Raw genomic sequence first — 17,022 nt, 5'->3', positions numbered from 1 at the left:
GGTCCGGGTTCGACGGCGGAACACGAGCGCGGACGGGCTCGTTGCTAGCGTGTACCAGTCCCGGACGGACCGCCCGGGCCACTCTCGACGAGCACCAGGAGGGTGGGGCCCCGCGCCCCGCGACCAGATGGACTTCAAACGCATTCTCCGGGCCCCGGTGTTCTGGGTGCTCGCCGCCCTCGTGCTCCTCCTCCTCGTCTTCACCGTCGGTGGGAACGGGGGCTACACGACGATCACGACGGCCCAGGCCGAGAAGCTCATCACCGACAAGAAGGTCGAGTCGGCGGTCATGAGCACCGACAACGTGCTCACCCTCGACCTCAGGAGCGGCCAGACCTTCTCCGACCCCGAGAAGAAGATCTCGGGCGCCACGCAGGTGCGGGCCGAGTACGTCGACGCCCGCGCCGCGGACCTCGTCGCCGAGCTCAAGTCCAACCTCCCCGACGGCTACGACGACAAGGTCGAGGGCGACAGCGCCTTCTGGACCCTGTTCATCAGCTTCTTCCCCGTGCTCCTGCTCGTCGGCCTCTTCTGGTTCCTCATGACCCAGGCCCAGGGCGGCGGCTCGCGTGTCATGCAGTTCGGCAAGTCCCGCGCCAAGCTCGCGACGAAGGACACCCCCAAGGTCACCTTCGCCGACGTCGCCGGCGCCGACGAGGCCGTCGAGGAGCTCCACGAGATCGTCGAGTTCCTCCGCGAGCCGGCCAAGTTCCTCGCGGTCGGCGCGAAGATCCCCAAGGGCGTGCTGCTCTACGGCCAGCCCGGAACCGGCAAGACCCTCCTCGCGCGCGCCGTCGCCGGCGAGGCGGGCGTGCCGTTCTACTCGATCTCCGGCTCGGACTTCGTCGAGATGTTCGTCGGTGTCGGCGCCAGCCGTGTCCGCGACCTCTTCGAGCAGGCCAAGGCCAACGCCCCGGCCATCGTCTTCGTCGACGAGATCGACGCCGTCGGCCGCCACCGCGGCGCGGGCCTCGGCGGCGGGCACGACGAGCGCGAGCAGACGCTCAACCAGCTGCTCGTCGAGATGGACGGCTTCGACGTCAAGACCAACGTCATCCTCATCGCGGCGACCAACCGCCCCGACATCCTCGACCCCGCGCTGCTGCGCCCGGGCCGCTTCGACCGCCAGATCGCCGTCGAGAACCCCGACATGATCGGCCGCCACCGCATCCTCCAGGTGCACGCGGCGGGCAAGCCGATGGCCGCGAACGTCGACCTCCTCGCCGTCGCGCGCCGCACCCCCGGCATGACCGGTGCCGACCTCGCCAATGTCCTCAACGAGGCGGCGCTGCTCACCGCGCGCGGCGACAAGAAGCTCATCGACGACGAGGTCCTCGACGAGGCCATCGACCGCGTCATCGCCGGCCCGCAGAAGCGCACGCGCATCATGTCGGCCAAGGAGCGCAAGATCACGGCCTACCACGAGGGTGGCCACGCCCTCGTCGCGGCGGGGATGAACCACCTCGACCCCGTGACCAAGGTGACGATCCTGCCGCGCGGCCGCGCCCTCGGCTACACGATGGTCATGCCGGTCGACGACAAGTACTCGACGACCCGCAACGAGATCCTCGACCAGCTGGCCTACGCCCTCGGCGGCCGCGTCGCGGAGGAGATCATCTTCCACGACCCGACCACCGGCGCCGCGAACGACATCGAGAAGGCCACGGCGATGGCCCGCAAGATGGTCACCGAGTTCGGGATGAGCGAGCGCGTCGGCGCGATCAAGCTCGGCCAGAGCCAGGGCGAGCCGTTCCTCGGCCGCGACATGGGCCACCAGCGCGACTACTCCGAGCAGGTCGCCGCGGTCGTCGACGAGGAGGTGCGCAAGCTCATCGACTCCGCGCACGACGAGGCGTGGCACGTCGTCAACGACAACCGCCACATCCTCGACCGCCTCGTCCTCGAGCTCCTCGAGAAGGAGACGCTCAACGCGGCCGAGCTCGCGACGATCTTCGAGGACATCCACAAGCGGCCGCGTCGCCCGCTGTGGCTCTCGAGCGAGCACCGCACCCTGTCCGACATCCCGCCGGTCCTCACGCCGGCCGAGGAGGCCGCCCTCGCCGGGCGCGCCAACGGCTCCGGCGCCCCCCACGGCGCCGTGGTCACCCCCGGCGACCCGGCCACCGAGGCCGCCATCGACGCCCGGGCGCAGGACGGTGCCGGACCCTCGGAGCACCCCGCGTCCGAGACCGTCGAGGTGCCGGAGGGTGGGCGTGTCGAACCCTGACCAGGAGGTCGTCATGACGCAGGGCACCGGCACGACCCGACCTCCGGTCGACGTCGCGCGCGCCGAGGCCGCGGTCCGGGAGTTCCTCTACGCCATCGGCGAGGACCCGGACCGCGACGGCCTGCTCGACACCCCGAAGCGGGTGGCCAAGGCCGCGCACGAGCTGTACGCCGGCCTGTGGCAGGACCCCGCCGAGGTGCTGTCGGCGACGTTCCCGATCGAGCACGAGGAGCTCGTCATCGTCCGGGACATCCCGATGTACTCGACGTGCGAGCACCACCTCCTGCCCTTCCACGGCGTCGCGCACATCGGGTACATCCCCGGCACCGACGGCCGCGTGACGGGCCTGTCGAAGCTCGGCCGGCTCGTCGAGGTCTACGCCCGGCGCCCGCAGGTGCAGGAGCAGATCACGACCCAGGTCGCCGACGCGCTCGTCGAGCACCTCGGGGTGCAGGGCGTCATCGTCGTCATCGAGGCGGAGCACCTGTGCATGTCGATGCGCGGCGTGCAGAAGCCGGGCTCGCGGACGATCACCTCCGCGGTGCGCGGGCAGCTGCGCGACGTGGCCACGCGGGCAGAGGCGATGTCGCTGCTGCTCGGCGGGAAGCGGTGACCGGGGCGGTGCCCCTCCCCACCGGCCGGCCCGGTCGGCCGCTGGTCCTCGGCGTCGTCAACGTGACGCCCGACTCCTTCAGTGACGGCGGCGAGTGGTTCCAGCCCGAGGACGCCGTCGCGCACGGCCGGCTCCTGCGCGAGCAGGGCGCCGACGTCCTCGACGTCGGTGGCGAGTCCACCCGGCCGGGGGCCGAACGGCCCTCCGAGGCCGAGGAGCTGCGCCGGGTGCTGCCCGTCGTCGAGGCGCTGGCCGCCGACGGCCCCGTGTCGGTCGACACGATGCGCGCCTCGGTCGCCGCCGCGGCGCTCGACGCCGGTGCCACGCTCGTCAACGACGTCTCGGGCGGCCTCGCCGACTCCGACATGCTGCCGCTGGTCGCGGAGCGCGGCGTGCCCTACGTCGCGATGCACTGGCGCGGGCACAGCGCGGGGATGCAGGACCGCGCCCGCTACGACGACGTCGTCGCCGACGTCGGCCGCGAGCTGCAGGGACGGCTCGACGCCGCGCTGGCCGCGGGGGTCGACCCCTCGCGGCTCGTCCTCGACCCGGGCTTCGGGTTCGCGAAGCTCGCGGCCCACAACTGGGAGCTGCTGCGCCGGCTCGACGAGGTGCTCGCCCTCGGGCAGCCGGTGCTCGTCGGCACCTCGCGCAAGAAGTTCCTCGGTCTCGTCGGCCGCGAGGGCCGCGCGGAGCGGACGCCGCTCGAGCGCGACGTCGCGACCGCCGTGACGACCGCGCACGCCGCCGCCCACGGCGCGTGGGGCGTGCGCGTGCACGACGTCGTCGCGGCGGTCGACGCCCTCGACGTCGCGCAGGCCCTGCGGGGCACCGGGGTCGACGCGTGATCCCCGCCGGCACCTCGCGCGACCGCGTCACCCTCAGCGGGGTGCGCGGGCGCGGGTTCCACGGCGTCTTCGAGCACGAGAAGCGCGAGGGCCAGGAGTTCGTCGTCGACGTCGAGATCGCCGTCGACCTCGCGCCGGCCGGTCGGACCGACGACCTCGGCGACACCGTCAACTACGGTGAGATCGGGGCCGCGACCCTCGCGCGCATCGAGGGCGAGCCGTTCGACCTCATCGAGCGGCTTGCCGAGGTCGTCGCGCAGGACGCGTTGCGGCACACCGCCGTCGACGAGGTCGTCGTGACCGTCCACAAGCCGCAGGCGCCGGTCGGCGTGCCGTTCGGCGACGTCACCGTCCGGGTCGTGCGCCACCGCGAGCCGGTGCCGGTCGTCGTCGCGGTCGGGGCCAACCTGCCGCACGGCGCCAGCGCGCCCGCCGACACCGTGCGCTCGGCCCTCGAGGCGCTGGCGCACCATCCCGCGGTCCACGGGCTGCACGCCTCCGGCGTCGTCGGCACCGACCCGGTCGGCGGGCCCGAGCAGCCGCGCTACGCCAACGCCGTCGCGACGATGCGCACCGCGCTCTCGCCGGCGTCGTTCCTGCGCGAGCTGCACCGGCTCGAGGCCGCGTTCGACCGGGTGCGCGAGGTCCGGTGGGGCGCACGCACGCTCGACCTCGACCTCGTCCAGTACGGCGACCCGGCCGACGGCACCGACGTCGTGTCCGACCGCCCGCACCTGCAGCTCCCGCACCCGCGGGCCCACGAGCGCGGCTTCGTGCTCGCGCCCTGGCACGACGCCGACCCGTCGGCGGTGCTGCGGCACGCCGGCGGGGTGGTCGCCGTGGCCGACCTCCTGGCGGGCCTGGACACCTCCGACATCACGCCGCTGGACGAGGAGATCTCTTGAGCCGCAACGGCATCCGCCTCCAGGTGCTGGCCCTCGTCGCGCTCGTCACGGCGGTGCTCGGCTGGCTCGTGGCCTTCGTCGTCACCCGCGACGGCACGCTGCTGCAGCGCCCCCCGTGGGCGGCCGGCGTCCTGCTCGTCGTCATGGGTGGGCTCGTGCTCTGGCTGGCCCGCCCGGTCCGGCGCCACCTGCGCAGCGGCCACCGGACGTCGGTCGAGGCGCTGCGCGCGGCGCGGACCGTCGTCCTCGCCCAGGCTGCCGCGCTGACCGGGGCCGCGGCCTCCGGGTGGTACCTCGGGCAGCTGGCGAGCCTGCTCGGCGACCTCTCGCTCGTCGCCAACCGCGACCGGCTGCTCGTCTTCGGCCTGATGCTGCTCGCGTCGGTGCTGCTCGTGGTCGCCGGCATGGTCGCGCAGGCGTGGTGCCGCATCGACCGCGACGACGACGAGGACCGCACGGGCCCGGCGGACGAGCCCGCCCCCCACCACTGACGCCGGCGGCCCGTGCAGGAACTGACGAAAGCGTCGATTCCTGCACACCGAGGGCTGGGGTGACGGTGTCCCGGGCGTGCAGGAACTGACGAAAGCGTCGATTCCTGCACACCGAGGGCTGGGGTGACGGTGTCCCGGGCGTGCAGGAACTGACGAAAGCGTCGATTCCTGCACGCCCGGGGACGCGCGCGGGCACTGACGCCGGCGACTACTTGTCGACGTCGCCGACGACGAAGAACATCGACCCGAGCACGGCGACCATGTCGGCGACGAGGCAGCCGGGCAGCACCTCGGTGAGGACCTGCACGTTGTTGAACGACGCCGAGCGCAGCTTGAGCCGCCACGGCGTCTTCTCGCCGCGGGAGACGAGGTGGTACCCGCTGAGCCCCAACGGGTTCTCGGTCGCCGTGTACCGCTCGCCCTCGGGCACCTTGAGCACCTTGGGCAGGCGCTGGTTGACCGGTCCGGGCGGCAGGGTGCGCAGCCGGTCGAGGCAGGCGTCGGCGAGGTCGAGGCTGACGTGCACCTGCTCGAGCAGCACCTCGAGCCGGGCCAGGCAGTCGCCCTCGGTGCGGGTGACGACCCGGCCGGGCCCTCCGGGCGCGAAGAGCTCGGCGTAGGCGAGGTAGGGGTCGTCGCGGCGCAGGTCGAGGTCGACGCCGCTCGCGCGGGCGATGGGGCCCGAGACGCCGTACGCGTGGACCGTCGCGGGGTCGAGCACCCCGACGCCCCGGGTGCGCGCGAGGAGGATCTCGTTGCCGACGAGCAGCGACCCGAGCTCGGGCAGGCGACGGCGCACGGCATCCACCGCGTCGGCGACCCGGCCGAGCCAGCCGGCCGGGACGTCCTCCTTGAGGCCGCCGACCCGGTTGAACATGTAGTGCATCCGGCCGCCGGAGGCCTCCTCCATGACGGCCTGCAGCTCCTCGCGCTCGCGGAACGCGTAGAACACCGGCGTGATGGCGCCGAGCTCGAGCGGGTAGGAGCCGAGGAACATCAGGTGGTTGAGGACCCGGTTGAGCTCGGCGAGCAGCGTGCGCAGCCAGACCGCACGCTCGGGCACCTCCATCCCGAGCATCGCCTCGACACCGAGCACGACCCCGAGCTCGTTGGAGAAGGCCGAGAGCCAGTCGTGGCGGTTGGCGAGGACGGTGATCTGCCGGTAGTCGCGGACCTCGAAGAGCTTCTCGGCCCCGCGGTGCATGTAGCCGACCACCGGCTCGGCGGCGACGATGCGCTCACCGTCGAGGACGACCTTGAGCCGGAGCACCCCGTGCGTCGCCGGGTGCTGCGGACCGATGTTGAGGACCATGTCGGCCGTCGCGAGCCCGCCGGCCCCGACCGCGACGTCGAGGGCCCGCGGCGCGTGCTGCTCGGTGGGGGCGTGGGGGCTCACGCGGCCAGTCTGCCGCACGCCCCGGGGGCTCATCCGGCGCGCACGCGGGCGAGCACCCAGCGGAAGCCGCCGAGCCCGGCCGGGTCGGTCAGCGCGGTGAGCGCCGAGGTGCGCGCCAGCGCCGCGAGGTAGGCGGCCGGGTCGGTGCGGGACAGCCCGTGGTCGGGCACGACGGGGCGGCCGAGCAGCCGGTGCAGGGCCTCGCGCTGCGTCGTCAGCTCGTCGTGCCGGAGCGAGTCGACGGCGACGTGCGCGGTGACGTCGCAGGAGCCGTCCGGCACCGGGTCGACGCCGACGCCGTCGCGGTAGCCGATGAGGGTGCCCCGGGCGGGCCGGTCGGCCGCGGTGTGGCCGTAGTCGACGGCGAGCACCACCCCGCGCTTGACGCGGCCGAGCAGGTCGGCCCAGGCGCGGTCGCGCGCCAGCCCGACCTCGACGCGGTCGCCGGGGGCCAGGTCGTCGGTGGGCCAGTGGGCCGCGCACCACGCGGCGTCGGCGGGGTCGAGCGGGCCGCCGAGGGACTCCTCGCCCGAGCGGGGGTCGACCAGCACCGTGCGCGGCCGGCCGGCCCGGTCGATCTCGGCGACGGTGCAGGGCACGACGTCGAGCCACTCGTGGGCGACGACGAGGACGTCGTCGAGGTCGACCAGCGCCTCGGGCAGCACCGCGCCGCCGGGCGAGGTCGTCCACCCGACGCCGGCGGGCAGGGAGACCGGCCGGTCGACGACGTCGACCCCGGTGAGCCGCAGGTCGGGCCGGTCCGCGTGCAGCGCCTCCAGGAGCTCACCGCGACCGGCGCCGACGTCGACGACGTGGGTCGCGCCCTCGGTGTCGGCGAGGCGAGCCAGCGCCTGCGCGAGGAGCGCGCCGGGCCCGCCGTGCGCCGAGGTGGTGAAGTGGCCCGCCGGTCCCTCGGGCCGCCGGTAGAACCCGTCCGGTCCGTACAGCGCGTCCTGCCACGCGTCACGCCACGGCACGGGGTCCACCCGCCGCACGCTACCGGTGCGCGACGGCGGTAGCGTGCGACGGGTGGACGGCCTCGAGCACCCTGCCCGCCTCACCGTCGGCGTCGTCGGCGCCGGCCGCGTGGGGGCGGTCCTCGGCGCGGCGCTCGCCCGCGCCGGGCACCGCGTCAGCGGCGTCTACGCCGTCTCGGACGCCAGCCGCGACCGCGCCGCGACCCTCCTGCCCGGCGTCCCGGTCGCCGACGTCCCGACCGTCGTCGAGGGGGCCGAGCTCGTGCTGCTCGCCGTCCCCGACGACGCCCTCGGGCACCTCGTCCGTGGGCTCGCGGCCACGGGGGCGTGGCAGGCCGGCCAGCTGGTCGTCCACACGAGCGGCCGGCACGGCACGACCGTCCTCGAGCCGGTCCGCGAGCACCACGCGATGCCGCTCGCGCTCCATCCGGCGATGACGTTCACCGGCACCGCGATGGACCTCGACCGGCTCGTCGACTGCGCCTTCGGGGTGACCGCCGACGAGGCGCTGCGCCCGGTCGCGGAGGCCCTCGTCCTCGAGATGGGTGGCACCCCCGTCTGGGTCCCCGAGGAGGACCGGCTCGCGTACCACGCGGCGCTCGCCCACGGCGCGAACCACCTCGTCACCCTCACCGCGGAGGCGATGGAGGTCCTCGCGCGCGCCGGGGTGCCGGACCCCCGGGCGGTGCTCGCCCCGCTCATGCACGCCGCCCTCGACAACGCCCTGCGGATGGGCGACGCCGCGCTCACCGGGCCCGTCGCGCGCGGCGACGTCGGCACGCTCGCCGACCACCTCCGCGAGCTCGGACGGACCTCGCCCGAGGTGCGCCGCACCTACGTCGCGCTCGCCCGGGCGACGGCGCTGCGGGCCCTCGACAGCGGGCGGCTGTCGCCGACCGCGGCGGAGCCGCTCCTCGGCGTGCTCGGCACCGACTGACGCGCGCCCGGCCGACCGGGCCCACTTTCGCCGAATCGGCCACGGCCCCGGGTCGATCGGCGATACGGTCACGCCGCGGTCGAGGGGACCGCCGTCGACCGAGGGAAGTTCCTGCATGCGCCGAAGCCTCACATCCGTCCTGGGCACGGCGGCTCTCGCCGCCGGCCTGCTCGTCGCACCGGCGGCACCGTCCGGCGCCGCCGGGTCGTCGCTGTCGCTGCCGGGCTTCACCGACCTGGCCGTCGACGAGGCCCACGACCGGGTGCTCATCACCTCCGGGACGGCCTCGTCCGAGGTGACCGTCCTCGGGCTGGACGGCACGCCGCGCACCCCGGTCAGCGGGCTCGCGGGGGCCCAGGACGTCGACCTGGCCCTCGACGGGTCGGTGTTCTACCTCGCCCTCACCTCCCAGCGGGCCGTCGGCGTCGTCGACGGGACGAGCCTGGCGGTCAGCCGCATCGCGCTCGGCAGCGGTGTCTGCCCGAGCTCGGTGGCGCAGCAGGGCAGCGTCCTGTGGTTCACCTACGACGACTGCACCGGAGGGTCCTGGCGGCTCGGGTCGGTGCAGCTCGGCGACTCGAGCGTCACGCTGGACCTCGCGCCGGAGGGCGTCGCGCCGCAACGCGTCGAGACCTCCACCGGGCTGGCCGGGAAGGTCGTCGTCCAGGTCTCCGGCGGGCTGGCGGTCCTCGACGTCTCGGGGGGACCCGCCACGGCCGCGCTCGCGGGCCCGACGGTCACCACGGACGCGCGCGACTTCACCGTCACGCCCGACGGCGCCGAGGTCATCGCCACGGACTACTCGCCGTACCGCCACGTCGGCTTCTCGACGGACGACCTCACCGAGCGGACGGTCTACCCGAGCGACGCCTACCCCAACGCCGTCGCCGTGCGCGCCGACGGGCTCGTCGCGGCCGGCATCTCCGGCTGGTACGAGCCGGACGTCTACCTCTACCGCCAGGGCAGCGGCAGCCTCGTGCGCTCCTACGAGCTCGGGGGCACCCTGCACGAGCTGGCCCCCCGGGGCCTCGCCTTCGGGGCCACGGACCTCTACGTCGTCGACAGCGGCTGGGACGGGTCCGGCACGACGTCGTGGACCTACCGTCGGATCACGCCGCGCCAGGCGACGAGCCTGTCGATCACGCGGGGTGCCTCCACCTACTCCTACGGCGCCACGGCCAAGGTCACGGTGCACGTCTCGCACCCGGGCGCGACGGTCGCGGTCTACGCCACGCCGTACAAGGGCACGAAGAAGCTGGTCAAGGAGGCCGCGACCGACTCCCGGGGCAACCTCACCGTCACCCTGCCCGTGACCGTGCGCACCGCGTTCTCCGTCGCGTACGCCGGTGACGCCGACCGCGACCCGGCGACCGCCGGGACCCACGTCGACGTGCGGGCCAGGGTCGCGACGACGATCACCAAGGTGGTCGGGCGGTCCGGCTCCTACCAGCTGGTCCGGGCGAGGTCGAAGCCGTACGTCGTCGCCAAGGTCTCCCCGTCGCACGCCGGCCAGTGTGTGAAGTTCCAGGCGCAGACCCCCAAGGGGCGCGGCTGGGGCTACACGTGGACGTCGTCGTGCGTGAAGCTCGACAGCACGAGCCGCAAGGGGCTGTACTTCGGCCCCGAGTGGGCCGCCGGTGAGCGCGTGCGGACGCGGGTCCTCTGGACGGGGGACACGAAGAACGCCGCCGTCTGGTCGTCGTGGACCTACCTCAAGTTCGTCCGCTGAGCCGGTGACGGGCCCGCCGGGACCTCCCGGCGGGCCCGTCGCCGCGCGGGTGCGCAAGGATGCGGGCATGACGTCGCAGTCGACCGATCCCAGAGCCGTCCCGACGGTCGCGATGACCCGCGAGGAGCTCAAGGCCGCCCGTGAGGCCCTGCCCAGCCGGGACGTCGCCGTCGTCATGACGATGGGGGCCCTGCACGAGGGGCACGCGCAGCTCATCCGCGCCGCCCGGCAGCGCCACGACCACGTCGTCGTGACGATCTTCCTCAACCCGCTCCAGTTCGGGCCGAAGGAGGACCTCTCCCGCTACCCCCGCACGTTCGACGACGACATGGCCATCTGCACGGCGGCCGGCGTCGACGTCGTCTTCGCGCCGACGCCCGACGTCGTCTACCCCGACGGCGACCCCGGCGTCCGCATCTCGGCCGGCCCGCTCGGCGAGCTGCTGGAGGGTGCCTCGCGGCCCGGCCACTTCGACGGCGTCCTCACCGTCGTCGGCAAGCTGCTGCACCTGACCGCCGCCCGCAGCGCCTACTACGGCCAGAAGGACGCCCAGCAGCTGCTCCTCATCCGGCGGATGGTGCGCGACCTCGACGTGCCGGTCGACGTCGTGTCGGTCCCGACCGTCCGCGAGGCCGACGGGCTCGCGATGAGCAGCCGCAACACCTACCTCACCCCGTCCGACCGCGAGGTCGCGCTCTGCCTCAGCCGTGCGCTGCGGGCCGGCGCCGACGCCGCCCCCTTCGGCCCGTCGGCGGTCCGGCGGGCCGCCCGCGAGATCCTCGTCGAGGAACCCCTGGCCCTCGTCGACTACCTCGTGCTCGTCCACCCGCACACGCTCGCGGACGTCCCGGAGTGGTACCGGGGCGAGGCGCTGCTGGCCGTCGCCGCCCGCATCGGCACGACCCGGCTCATCGACAACACCCCGCTCGTCGTCGGACCGGGGGGTGGCGCCCTCGACGTCTTCTCCGACGTCCCGCACGCCCGCGCCGATGTCTGAGCCCGCGCCGGCCGTGGAGGAGGGGCCGGGCACCGCGGTGCTGCCCGGCTCGCCGCTGCTCCCGCGCCGCCTCGCCGCGCCGGCCCCGGGCTGGACGGTCGAGGCGGACGTGGTCGTCGTCGGGTCGGGCATCGCCGGGCTCACCTGCGCGCTGCGGCTGCGCGAGCGGGTCGAGCGCGTGCTCCTCGTGACGAAGACGGTGCTGTCGGCGGGCTCGACCGCGTGGGCGCAGGGCGGCATCGCCGCGGCCCTGCACCCCGAGGACACCCCGCAGGAGCACCTCGACGACACCCTCGTCGCCGGCGTCGGGCTCTGCGACGTCGAGGCCGTGCGGGCGCTGGTCACCGAGGGGCCCGACCGCGTCCGCGAGCTCGTCGCGCTCGGCGCCGAGTTCGACCGCGACGCCGGCGGCGACATCAAGCTGACGCGCGAGGGCGGGCACCACCGCGACCGCATCGCGCACGCCGGGGGCGACGCCACCGGCGCCGAGATCTCGCGGGCGCTCATCGCCGCGCTGCGGGCCGTCGTCGACGACCCCGGCATCGAGGTCGTCGAGCACGCGCTCGTCGTGGACCTCCTGACCGACGCCGAGGGGGCCGTCGGCGGCGTGACGCTGCACGTCATCGGCGAGGGCCAGGTCGACGGCGTCGGCGCGGCGCGCGCCCGCGCCGTCGTCCTCGCGACGGGTGGGCTCGGGCAGATCTACACCTCGACGACGAACCCGCCGGTCGCGACGGGTGACGGGATGGCAGCCGCCCTGCGCGCCGGCGCCCGCACCACCGACCTGGAGTTCGTGCAGTTCCACCCGACCGTCCTCTTCCTTGGCGAGGGCTCGACCGGCCAGCAGCCACTCATCTCCGAGGCCGTGCGCGGCGAGGGCGCCTTCCTCGTCGACGACCGCGGCGAGCGGTTCATGGTCGGGCGGCACGAGCTCGCCGACCTCGCGCCGCGCGACGTCGTGGCGCGCGGCATCCTCGACGTCATGGGGGAGCGCGGGCTGCCCCACGTCTGGCTCGACGCGCGCCACCTCGGCGGCGACTTCCTCGAGGAGCGCTTCCCGTCCATCGTCGCCCGGTGCCGCGAGCTCGGGTTCGACCCGGCGACCGACCTGCTGCCGGTCGCGCCGGCGCAGCACTACGCCTCCGGCGGCGTCGAGACCGACCTGCGCGGGCGGACCTCCCTCGACGGTCTCTACGCGTGCGGCGAGGTCTCCTGCACCGGCGTGCACGGGGCGAACCGCCTGGCCTCCAACTCGCTGCTGGAGGGCCTCGTGTTCGCCCACCGCATCGCCGACGACGTCACCGAGCGGCTCGCGGCCGGCGACCTGCCCCGGCGCGAGCCGGACGACGACGAGGACGGCGGCGCCGACCTCCTCGACTTCTCCGAGCGGATCTCGGTGCAGCGCACCATGACCCGCGGATGCGGCCCGCTGCGCAGCGCGGACTCGACGACGCGGACGCTGCTCGACCTCGAGGCCCTCTCGACGGTGCCGGCGGGGGACGCCGAGCCGGGGCCGGGGACCTGGGAGACGACCAACCTCCTGCACCTCGGGCAGGCGCTCGCGCTCCTGGCCCACCGGCGGGAGGAGACCCGCGGCGGCCACGTGCGCACCGACCACCCGCGGCGCGACGACGACCGCTGGCTCGTGCACCAGTCCGTCGTCCGGGGCGCCGACGGGCGGCTCGACGTGCTCGAGCGACCCGCCCTCGACCCCCTCGGAGGAGCCCTGTGAGCGACCTCGGCTTCCCCCTCGACGACGCCCGGCTCGTCGTCGAGCGCGCTCTCGACGAGGACCTCGGCACGTCGAATTCCGGTGGGCGCGACGTGACCACGCTGTCCACGATCCCCGCCGGGCAGCGGTCGGTGGCGCACGTCGTGGCCCGTGCGGACGGCGTGCTCGCCGGCCTGCCGGTGGCCGCGCTCGTCTGCGAGGCGGTGGCCCGCCGGCTCGGGACCGGTGCCGTCGAGGTCGAGGAGCACGTGGCCGACGGGGAGCGCATCGCACGCGGCGAGCACCTGGCGACGCTGCGCGGGTCGACCCGCACCACGCTCGTCGCCGAGCGGACGCTGCTCAACGTCCTCTCGCGCACCTCGGGCGTCGCGACGCACACCCGGCGCTGGGCCGACGCGCTGGAGGGCACCGGGGCGACCGTGCTCGACACCCGCAAGACGACCCCGGGGATGCGGGCGCTCGAGAAGTACGCGGTGCGCTGCGGCGGGGGCACGAACAAGCGGATGGGCCTGTACGACGTCGCGATGATCAAGGACAACCACAAGCTCGCCGCCGGCGGGCTGGGCGCGGCGTACGCGGCGGTGCGGAGCGCCTACCCCGACGTCGACGTGCAGGTCGAGGTGACGACGACGGCCGAGGCGCTGGAGTCGGTCGCGGTCGGCGCGCGGTTCCTCCTCTGCGACAACATGTCCCCCGACCTGCTGCGGGCCACCGTCGAGGCCGTGCGCGCCACCGGCGAGCACGTCGAGCTCGAGGCGACCGGCGGGCTGACGCTCGAGGTGGTGCGCGCGTACGCCGAGACCGGTGTCGACTACCTGTCGGTCGGTGGGCTGACGCACTCCTCGCCGATCGTCGACATCGCGCTCGACCTCGACCCCTCGGACGCCTGACGCATCAGGGGCGCGGCCACTCGCGCACCACGACGCACACCGTCGTCGCGTCGAGCAGGGCGAGCTCCCGGGCGCCCCACGGCCGCAGGGTGGGCCTCGGCAGGTTGGGGTGGAGCAGGTCCGGCCGGCGCGCGGCGACGTCCGCGAAGACGGCGTCGAGGTCGTCGGTCTCCAGACCGAGCTCGGGCCGCTCGGCGTGGGCCGCGGCCTCGGCGTTCTCGGCGAGCTGGATCTTCGCGCCGTCCCGTTCCAGGACGACGAACCCGCCGTCGCGGTGCACGACGTCCATCCGCAGGCCGTCGACGAACAGGTCGAGACCGACCTCGAGGTCGGCGTAGAAGACGGTCGCCACGAACCGGGTCAGCATGCCGCCAGTCTGCGTGGGCAGGAGGCCCCCGCGGAAGACCTAGGCTCGGTGGATGCGCCACGAGCTCGCCGTGCAGCACGGCCCCGAGGACGACCGGATGCGCCCCGGCGCCGCCTACCGGCTGATGACGTCGGCCGTCGTGCCGCGGCCCATCGCGTGGGTGAGCAGCCGGTCGGCCGACGGTGTCGACAACCTCGCACCGCACTCGTTCTTCACCGTCGTCAGCACCGACCCGGCGATGCTCGCGTTCACGTCGGTCGGTCGCAAGGACACGCTGCGCAACATCGAGGCCACCGGCGAGTTCGTCGTCAACGTCGCGCCCGGTCCGCTGTTCGAGGTCGTCAACGCGACGAGCGCCGACTACCCGCCGGAGGTCGGCGAGTTCGACGCCGAGGGCGTGACGCGCGAGCCGTCGCTGACCGTTGCCCCGCCGCGCGTCGCGGGGTCGCCGGTCGCCTTCGAGTGCCGGCTGCACGAGGTGCGCCCGACCGGAAACTGCTTCGTCGTGGTCGGGCTCGTCCTGCACGCGGCGGTCGACGCCTCGGTCGCCGCCAGCGACGACATGGTGCGGCGTCCGCACGTGGACATCGGTGCGCTGCAGCCCTGGTCGCGCCTCGGCGCCGACGAGTGGGGGCTGCTCGGCGAGATCCGCGAGATCGAGCGGCCGAGGTACGACGGCTGATGGCGACGCCCGACTTCATCGTCTCGCTGCGGCGCTCGGTCGGTCACGAGCTGCTCTGGCTGCCCGGCGTCACGGCGGTCGTGCTGCGCGGCGACGACGTCCTCCTCGTCCGCCGCGCCGACACGGGGGAGTGGACGCCGGTCACGGGCATCTGCGACCCCGGCGAGCACCCGGCGACGACCGCCGTGCGGGAGTGCCTCGAGGAGACCGGCGTCCGCTGCGAGGTCGAGCTGCTCGCGTGGGTCGACGTCACCCCGGTCATCGAGTATCCGAACGGCGACCGGTCGCAGTACGTCGACCACACCTTCCGCTGCCGCTGGCTCGGCGGGGACGCGCACGTCGCCGACGACGAGTCGTCGCAGGTCGCCTGGTTCCCGCTGCGGGCGCTGCCGCCGATGGCCGCCGACCACCGCGAGCGCATCCGCACCGCCGTCGCGCACACCGGCCCCACCCGCCTCACCTGACACCCCCCTCCTCCCCGCGAACGTGTGTGAAATCGCCGGAGGACACCGGCGGTTCAACACACGTTCGCGGAGGAGTGGGGGAGGGGATGGGGTCAGGAGCGGCGCCAGCGGAGGGCCACGGCGTAGTCCACCTCGAGCCCCTCGTGCTCCGCGAGGACGGCGTCGGCCGGCCCCGGCGGCAGCTCGATGCGGACGACGGCCTCGAGGTCCTCGCGCCGGTCGAAGGTCCACCGGATGGTCAGCGCCTGCGTCGTGAAGCCCTGCCGGTCCCAGAAGCGCTGCACGGCGACGGGGTCGTAGGCGGGGTAGGCGCGCGCGAACCATCCGCCGAAGGTCGAGCGCGTCGCGTCGTTGTCGACGAGGCAGGCGACGCCGCCGGGCCGGAGGACGCGCTCCAGCTCGGCGAGCCCCGGCTCGCACCCGGCGCCGAAGAAGTACGCCCAGCGCGCGTGCACGACGTCGACGGAGGCGTCGGCGACCGGCAGCGCCTCGGCGCTCGCGGCCACGACCCGGGCGCGGGACCCCTTGGCGCGCAGCCGGTTCGCCGCCCGGCGAACGAGGGGCAGGTGCGGCTCGACACCCAGCACGGTCGCGCCGCGCTCGGCGAACCGCGGCAGGTGGAACCCGGTGCCGCAGCCGACGTCGACGAGCACCGCGCCGCGCAGGGGGTGCAGCGCGGCGATCGCGGCGTCGATGACGCCGGCGCGGTCGGACGCGAGGTTCTCGAGCTCGTAGACCTCGGGGGTGTCCCAGATGTTCGGGCTGCGGATGGCCCGACCGGACCCGCTCACCCCTCGCGGCGTCCCCGCGCCGTCCGGCCGGCGACCGGGTGCGCCGGCTCGTTCGCGCCGTCCTCGTCACCGGGCAGGGCGTTCGTGCCCCGGCGGCGCTTGACCCGCTCGCGCCGTCCCCCGATGGTCCCGGCCTCGGCCGTGGCGGGGTGGACGAGCAGCGGGATGAGCTTGCGGGCGCCGGCCGACTGCGCGTGGCGGACGACGGCGAGGTGCGCCTCGCAGCGGACGACGAGCTCGTCGTAGCCGGCCTGCCCCATGAGGGCGACGAGCTCGGCGTGGCTGCTGCGGTAGACCGGCTCGCGTCCGACGTGCGCCTCGGGGTTGGAGGAGCAGTACCAGTCGAGGTCGTGCCCGCCCGGGCCCCACCCGCGGCGCGTGTACTCGGCGATGGTCACCTCGAGGTACGAGGTGTCGTCGGGCTGCTCGACGGTCCGGTACGAGCGCCGGATCGGCAGCTGCCAGCAGACGTCGGGCTTGACCTCGTGGGGCTGCTGACCGGTGAGGACGGCGTGCTGGTGCAGCGCGCACCCGGCCCCGGCGGGAAAGCCCGGCCGGTTGAGGAAGATGCAGGCCCCGTCGACGACCTTGGTCTTGCGGTCGCCCTCGTCGTCGACCTCGGTCCACGCCGAGCGGCGGGCCGGGCTCTTGTCGCCGTGCTTCCCGTGGCCCGGGTGGTGCTGCCACTCGTCCTCGCCGAGCTCGGCCACGACGGCGCGGACGCGCTCGAGGTCGTCGTCGTCGGTGAAGTGCGCGCCGAGGGTGCAGCACCCGTCGTCGGGCCGGTCCGCGTAGATGCCGCGGCACCCGGAGCCGAAGATGCAGCTCCAGCTCGAGGTCAGCCACGTGAGGTCGACCCGGAAGCGCTGCCCCGGGTCGTCGGGGTCGGCGAACTCCGCCCAGGTGCGGGGGATGTCGAGGGACGCTTCGGGCACGCGCCCACCCTATGCACGGTCGGCCGCGGGATGGGCGCGGT

General features: G+C 74.6%; 17 protein-coding genes. 12 read left to right on the top strand and 5 right to left on the bottom strand.

From position 1 onward, the window contains the following. Window positions 1-127 precede the first annotated feature (127 nt). From ftsH to KMZ30_RS13255, 5 genes are read left to right on the top strand one after another with little or no spacing between them, the layout of a single operon-like run. On the top strand, window positions 128-2,227 hold the full coding sequence (ftsH, locus tag KMZ30_RS13275; RefSeq protein ID WP_215513436.1) for an ATP-dependent zinc metalloprotease FtsH: 2,100 nt from the start codon (window positions 128-130) through the stop codon (window positions 2,225-2,227). A gap of 13 nt (window positions 2,228-2,240) precedes the next feature. Next, a complete protein-coding gene (gene folE, locus KMZ30_RS13270; protein ID WP_215513480.1) occupies window positions 2,241-2,840 on the top strand; it encodes a GTP cyclohydrolase I FolE in 600 nt (199 codons plus the stop codon). A gap of 8 nt (window positions 2,841-2,848) precedes the next feature. Further along, window positions 2,849-3,688, top strand: coding sequence for a dihydropteroate synthase (gene folP / locus KMZ30_RS13265; RefSeq protein ID WP_308279799.1), 840 nt, complete (start codon window positions 2,849-2,851; stop codon window positions 3,686-3,688). Beyond that, window positions 3,685-4,593, top strand: a complete 909-nt coding sequence (gene folK, locus KMZ30_RS13260) for a 2-amino-4-hydroxy-6-hydroxymethyldihydropteridine diphosphokinase (RefSeq protein WP_308279798.1) — start codon at window positions 3,685-3,687, stop codon at window positions 4,591-4,593. The genes folP and folK overlap by 4 nt, the downstream gene beginning before the upstream one ends. Beyond that, a complete protein-coding gene (locus tag KMZ30_RS13255) occupies window positions 4,590-5,084 on the top strand; it encodes a DUF3180 domain-containing protein (RefSeq protein WP_215513434.1) in 495 nt (164 codons plus the stop codon). The genes folK and KMZ30_RS13255 overlap by 4 nt, the downstream gene beginning before the upstream one ends. A gap of 208 nt (window positions 5,085-5,292) precedes the next feature. Here KMZ30_RS13255 and KMZ30_RS13250 read toward each other — a convergent pair whose 3' ends face one another. Both KMZ30_RS13250 and KMZ30_RS13245 read right to left on the bottom strand, forming a co-directional pair. Beyond that, complete coding sequence (locus KMZ30_RS13250) at window positions 5,293-6,396, bottom strand: NADH-quinone oxidoreductase subunit D (protein WP_226902809.1); 1,104 nt, start codon at window positions 6,394-6,396, stop codon at window positions 5,293-5,295. Window positions 6,397-6,509: 113 nt separating this feature from the next. Beyond that, window positions 6,510-7,466 carry an SAM-dependent methyltransferase gene (locus tag KMZ30_RS13245; RefSeq protein ID WP_215513432.1) on the bottom strand — a complete coding sequence of 319 codons (957 nt, stop codon included), beginning with the start codon at window positions 7,464-7,466 and terminating at the stop codon, window positions 6,510-6,512. 43 nt (window positions 7,467-7,509) lie between these two features. Here KMZ30_RS13245 and KMZ30_RS13240 point away from each other — a divergent pair, with 43 nt between their 5' ends. The 5 genes from KMZ30_RS13240 (at window position 7,510) to nadC (ending at window position 13,742) form a co-directional block, all read left to right on the top strand. After that, a complete protein-coding gene (locus KMZ30_RS13240) occupies window positions 7,510-8,394 on the top strand; it encodes a Rossmann-like and DUF2520 domain-containing protein (RefSeq protein ID WP_215513431.1) in 885 nt (294 codons plus the stop codon). A gap of 115 nt (window positions 8,395-8,509) precedes the next feature. Beyond that, window positions 8,510-10,123, top strand: coding sequence for a hypothetical protein (locus KMZ30_RS13235; protein ID WP_215513430.1), 1,614 nt, complete (start codon window positions 8,510-8,512; stop codon window positions 10,121-10,123). Window positions 10,124-10,190: 67 nt separating this feature from the next. Next, complete coding sequence (panC, locus tag KMZ30_RS13230) at window positions 10,191-11,120, top strand: pantoate--beta-alanine ligase (RefSeq protein WP_215513429.1); 930 nt, start codon at window positions 10,191-10,193, stop codon at window positions 11,118-11,120. Then, complete coding sequence (locus KMZ30_RS13225) at window positions 11,113-12,852, top strand: L-aspartate oxidase (protein WP_215513428.1); 1,740 nt, start codon at window positions 11,113-11,115, stop codon at window positions 12,850-12,852. Before panC ends, KMZ30_RS13225 begins: the two co-directional genes overlap by 8 nt. Continuing rightward, window positions 12,849-13,742 (top strand): carboxylating nicotinate-nucleotide diphosphorylase, encoded by an 894-nt coding sequence (nadC, locus tag KMZ30_RS13220; RefSeq protein WP_215513427.1) that lies wholly within the window; start codon window positions 12,849-12,851, stop codon window positions 13,740-13,742. Before KMZ30_RS13225 ends, nadC begins: the two co-directional genes overlap by 4 nt. 4 nt (window positions 13,743-13,746) lie before the next feature. Here the strand turns inward: nadC and KMZ30_RS13215 are convergent, their stop codons facing one another. Then, a complete protein-coding gene (locus KMZ30_RS13215) occupies window positions 13,747-14,109 on the bottom strand; it encodes a VOC family protein (protein ID WP_215513426.1) in 363 nt (120 codons plus the stop codon). Window positions 14,110-14,161: 52 nt separating this feature from the next. Here KMZ30_RS13215 and KMZ30_RS13210 point away from each other — a divergent pair, with 52 nt between their 5' ends. Together KMZ30_RS13210 and KMZ30_RS13205 are read left to right on the top strand one after the other, a co-directional pair. Then, window positions 14,162-14,791 (top strand): flavin reductase family protein, encoded by a 630-nt coding sequence (locus tag KMZ30_RS13210; protein WP_215513425.1) that lies wholly within the window; start codon window positions 14,162-14,164, stop codon window positions 14,789-14,791. Next, the gene (locus KMZ30_RS13205; RefSeq protein ID WP_215513424.1) at window positions 14,791-15,255 is read left to right on the top strand and encodes an NUDIX hydrolase; all 465 of its coding nucleotides are present in this window, start codon (window positions 14,791-14,793) and stop codon (window positions 15,253-15,255) included. Before KMZ30_RS13210 ends, KMZ30_RS13205 begins: the two co-directional genes overlap by 1 nt. A 92-nt stretch (window positions 15,256-15,347) precedes the next feature. Here KMZ30_RS13205 and KMZ30_RS13200 read toward each other — a convergent pair whose 3' ends face one another. Further along, on the bottom strand, window positions 15,348-16,046 hold the full coding sequence (locus KMZ30_RS13200; protein ID WP_215513423.1) for a class I SAM-dependent methyltransferase: 699 nt from the start codon (window positions 16,044-16,046) through the stop codon (window positions 15,348-15,350). Continuing rightward, window positions 16,043-16,981 carry a DUF3109 family protein gene (locus KMZ30_RS13195; RefSeq protein ID WP_308279797.1) on the bottom strand — a complete coding sequence of 313 codons (939 nt, stop codon included), beginning with the start codon at window positions 16,979-16,981 and terminating at the stop codon, window positions 16,043-16,045. Before KMZ30_RS13195 ends, KMZ30_RS13200 begins: the two co-directional genes overlap by 4 nt. Window positions 16,982-17,022 lie beyond the last annotated feature (41 nt).

Origin of the sequence: Phycicoccus mangrovi, assembly GCF_018729305.1 — a bacterium.
Lineage (GTDB): Bacteria > Actinomycetota > Actinomycetes > Actinomycetales > Dermatophilaceae > Phycicoccus > Phycicoccus jejuensis.
Note: the sequence above shows the minus strand (reverse complement) of the source record. Positions and strands in the feature narration are given on the sequence as shown.

Coding starts and splice junctions, on each gene's coding strand:
- KMZ30_RS13225 (WP_215513428.1), top strand. CDS start 11,113: ATGTCTGAGCCCGCGCCGGCCGTGGAGGAGGGGCCGGGCACCGCGGTG.
- folE (WP_215513480.1), top strand. CDS start 2,241: ATGACGCAGGGCACCGGCACGACCCGACCTCCGGTCGACGTCGCGCGC.
- KMZ30_RS13205 (WP_215513424.1), top strand. CDS start 14,791: ATGGCGACGCCCGACTTCATCGTCTCGCTGCGGCGCTCGGTCGGTCAC.
- ftsH (WP_215513436.1), top strand. CDS start 128: ATGGACTTCAAACGCATTCTCCGGGCCCCGGTGTTCTGGGTGCTCGCC.
- KMZ30_RS13210 (WP_215513425.1), top strand. CDS start 14,162: ATGCGCCACGAGCTCGCCGTGCAGCACGGCCCCGAGGACGACCGGATG.
- KMZ30_RS13235 (WP_215513430.1), top strand. CDS start 8,510: ATGCGCCGAAGCCTCACATCCGTCCTGGGCACGGCGGCTCTCGCCGCC.
- panC (WP_215513429.1), top strand. CDS start 10,191: ATGACGTCGCAGTCGACCGATCCCAGAGCCGTCCCGACGGTCGCGATG.
- KMZ30_RS13215 (WP_215513426.1), bottom strand. CDS start 14,109: ATGCTGACCCGGTTCGTGGCGACCGTCTTCTACGCCGACCTCGAGGTC.
- KMZ30_RS13250 (WP_226902809.1), bottom strand. CDS start 6,396: ATGGTCCTCAACATCGGTCCGCAGCACCCGGCGACGCACGGGGTGCTC.